This window comes from Kitasatospora sp. NPDC059571 (assembly GCF_042735675.1).
Classification (GTDB): Bacteria; Actinomycetota; Actinomycetes; order Streptomycetales; family Streptomycetaceae; genus Kitasatospora.
The window spans coordinates 1-2,719 of the sequence record NZ_JBHWBW010000701.1 but is presented as its reverse complement, the minus strand read 5'-3'; the positions used below and the strand labels follow the sequence as shown (position 1 = coordinate 2,719).

Annotated in this window: 2 protein-coding genes and 1 pseudogene; 2 read left to right on the top strand and 1 reads right to left on the bottom strand. The window is 74.7% G+C overall.

Going from position 1 to position 2,719, the window contains the following annotated elements; translation table 11 throughout:
* Positions 1-503: 503 nt before the first annotated feature.
* Positions 504-1,331: an RNA polymerase sigma factor gene (locus ACFV0G_RS38020; protein WP_380558009.1), complete on the top strand. Its 828-nt coding sequence runs from the start codon at positions 504-506 to the stop codon at positions 1,329-1,331.
* A 240-nt stretch (positions 1,332-1,571) separates the two neighbouring features.
* Positions 1,572-2,099, top strand: a complete 528-nt coding sequence (locus tag ACFV0G_RS38015) for an NUDIX hydrolase family protein (RefSeq protein WP_380558012.1) — start codon at positions 1,572-1,574, stop codon at positions 2,097-2,099.
* A gap of 149 nt (positions 2,100-2,248) precedes the next feature.
* On the opposite strand, the pseudogene ACFV0G_RS38010 reads toward ACFV0G_RS38015, so the two are convergent.
* A pseudogene (locus ACFV0G_RS38010) lies at positions 2,249-2,719 on the bottom strand (hypothetical protein); the annotation flags it as partial.

The window sequence follows — 2,719 nt, the reverse complement described above, 5'->3', positions numbered from 1 at the left end:
CGCCGGCACCGGCCGGCGGAACCCCCGCCCCGTTGTCGCTGTGCGATGCCCGCCCGCTGCCGGAGAGTCACGGCACAATCTGACACAGTGTCATGAAACGGGCCCGGCGAAGACGTTCAACCATGCGAATGCCGTATGGGCTTTCCGGACATTTCCCGCTCGGGCTACTTGACGGGGCCCCGCCACGGTGTCACGGCATGCGGCTCCCGGCCTCCGGGGGCGCGTGCAGCGCCGTTCGCGCCCCGCCGGGCCGCCCTGTACGCGGTTTCCCCACATTCGGATCCGGAATCAACCGGCGTACGGCGGTTTTGCGGACAGTTGCCCTGAAACCCATGGGACTGGTGTGCTGTGGCCCTTCCTGCCACACCGTCCCGGCGGCCCCAGCAGCAGAACCGCCGCCGATGCCCTCCACCCAGGCAGTTCCCCGTCCCGGCCGGCCCTGCGGCCGCCACCCCGGGTCCGCGAACTCCCCGCCGTGCGAGGCCACAGCTGAGGAGGAACAGATGACCGTTCGGACCACCACAACCGAATCGGGCCTGAGCACGCTGAGCGACGCCGAACTCGCGGCCGAGCTCACCACCACCCCGACCGCGACCGGCAACTCCCGTATCCGGGACGTGATGGCGGAGGTGTTCACCCGCCACCACAGCGCCGTGCTCGCCTACGCCCGCCGCTACTGCCGTGACCCGCAGACCGCGCAGGACCTCGCCGCCGAGGCCTACGCGAGCACCTACCTGTCCGTCGCCCGCGGGCGCGGCCCGCGGCACGCCTGGCGCCCGTACCTGAAGGCCTGCGTCCGCCGGACCGCCATGGAGTGGAGCGCCCAGACCACCGACCGCGTCCTGCTGCCGGAGGACTTCAACTCCTGGGCCGAGTGCCTGGCCGACGAGGCGGAGACCGACGGGGCACTGCTGGCGGCCGAGGAGACGGCGATGGTCGCCCGGGCCTACCGGGCCCTCCCCGAGCGATGGCAGGTGCTGCTCTGGTTCTTCGTGGTCGAGGGCGAGTCGGCCGCCGTCGTCGCCCAGCGGATGAGCATGACGCCGAGCGGGGTCCGCTCCCTCGCGGCCCGTGCCCGTGCGGGGCTGCGCGAGGCGTACCTGCGCGCGCACGTGGACGAGGGCACCGGCCTGGAGTGCCACTACTTCACCTCCCTGCTGACCGGCGCCGCGCGCCGGCCGGGGCGCCGGCGCGGCAAGGAGCTGGCCCGCCACCTGGAGGAGTGCCGGGACTGCGGGCGGGTGGCCGAGGAGTTCCGCCGGGCCAACCGCCGCCGGATCACCGTCCCTTCGCTGGTGCCCGCCCGTACCGAGGCGGTGCGGCCCTGCTGAGCCCGGACGGGCAGTGGCCGCGCACCCGTCCGCGGCCCGGCCGGCCGGAGCAGCGATCGGCGCCGGCCCGGGCGCTCCGGCGAACACGTGACCGTCCTGCCCCGTCCGGCCGCCGCCGGCCGGTCCGGTGCAGGGGAAGACCGTTCCGCGAGGAGACCTGACGAGGCGCCACGGCTCCGCCGCGGGGCGGGGCGTCGGCGCGGAGGGGGCCGGGGCACGTAGGATCGGCGAATGTCTGACATGACGGAAACCACGCCGGGCTGGCTCGCTCCCGAGGAGCTCGAGTCCACGCGGGCCCGGATGCCGATCCTGTACGTCGAGGCGGTGCCGGTCCGCGTCGACGACACCGGTGAGGTCAAGCAGATCGGCCTGCTGCTGCGGATCGGGCCGGACGGCACGGTCAGCCGGACGCTGGTCTCCGGGCGGGTGCTGCACCACGAGCGGATCCGCGACGCGCTGCTGCGGCACCTGGAGAAGGACCTCGGCCCGGTGGCGCTGCCGCGGATCCCCGCCTCGCTGCAGCCGTTCACCGTCGCCGAGTACTTCCCGACGCTGGGCATCACCGAGTTCCACGACCCCCGGCAGCACGCGGTGTCCCTCGCCTACGTCATCCCGGTGGCCGGCGACTGCCGGCCGCGGCAGGACGCGCTCGACCTGGTCTGGTTCAGCCCGGAGGAGGCCGCGTCGCCGCTGGTGCAGCAGGAGATGCCCGGCGGGCAGGGCGTGCTTCTCAAGCGGGCCCTCGCCCACGTCGGCTCCCTGACCTGACCCGGGCGGGGCCGGCCCGGCGGGGCCGGCCCGGCTCCTCCGAGCCCCGGGCCGCGGGGCTAGGACGTGTCCTCAAAGGCGTACGGATGCCACATAGGAGCCCCACGCGCCCCTGAATCGACCACCCGAGTGCCCTGTGAAGGCAGCTCCTAGCGGCACTGGCCGTAGCGCGGTGCCCCGGTGGTGTTGTCGGCCTGGTCCAGTTCCGGTTCGTTGCCCTCGCGGCGCAGCGGGCCGGAGACCGTGTTGGCCCGGAGGGCGGGGACGGCGGCGTCGTCGGGGAGTAGGTCGCTGCAGCTGCTCCCGGTGATCGCGACCGGGGCCGTGACGGTGTTGCCGGAGACCTCGATCCCTCCCGTGTTGGCGCTCACCGTCAGGGGGCGGTGGATCTCGTTGAGCAGCAGGACGTCGGTGGCGGCGGGTACCGCGTGGCTGCTGCCGCCCCCGCCGCCCGCGGCGGACAGGTTGCCCGGGTTGCCGCCGCCCGATTCGCCGGCCCCGCCGAACCAGCCGCCGCCGTTGCCGCCGCGGGCGCCGTTGCCCCGGACCCGCCGCTGCCCGGGTCGTACGGGCCTGCCCGCAACTGCCGGGCCGGACCGGGGCGGTGTCCGCCGCCCGGC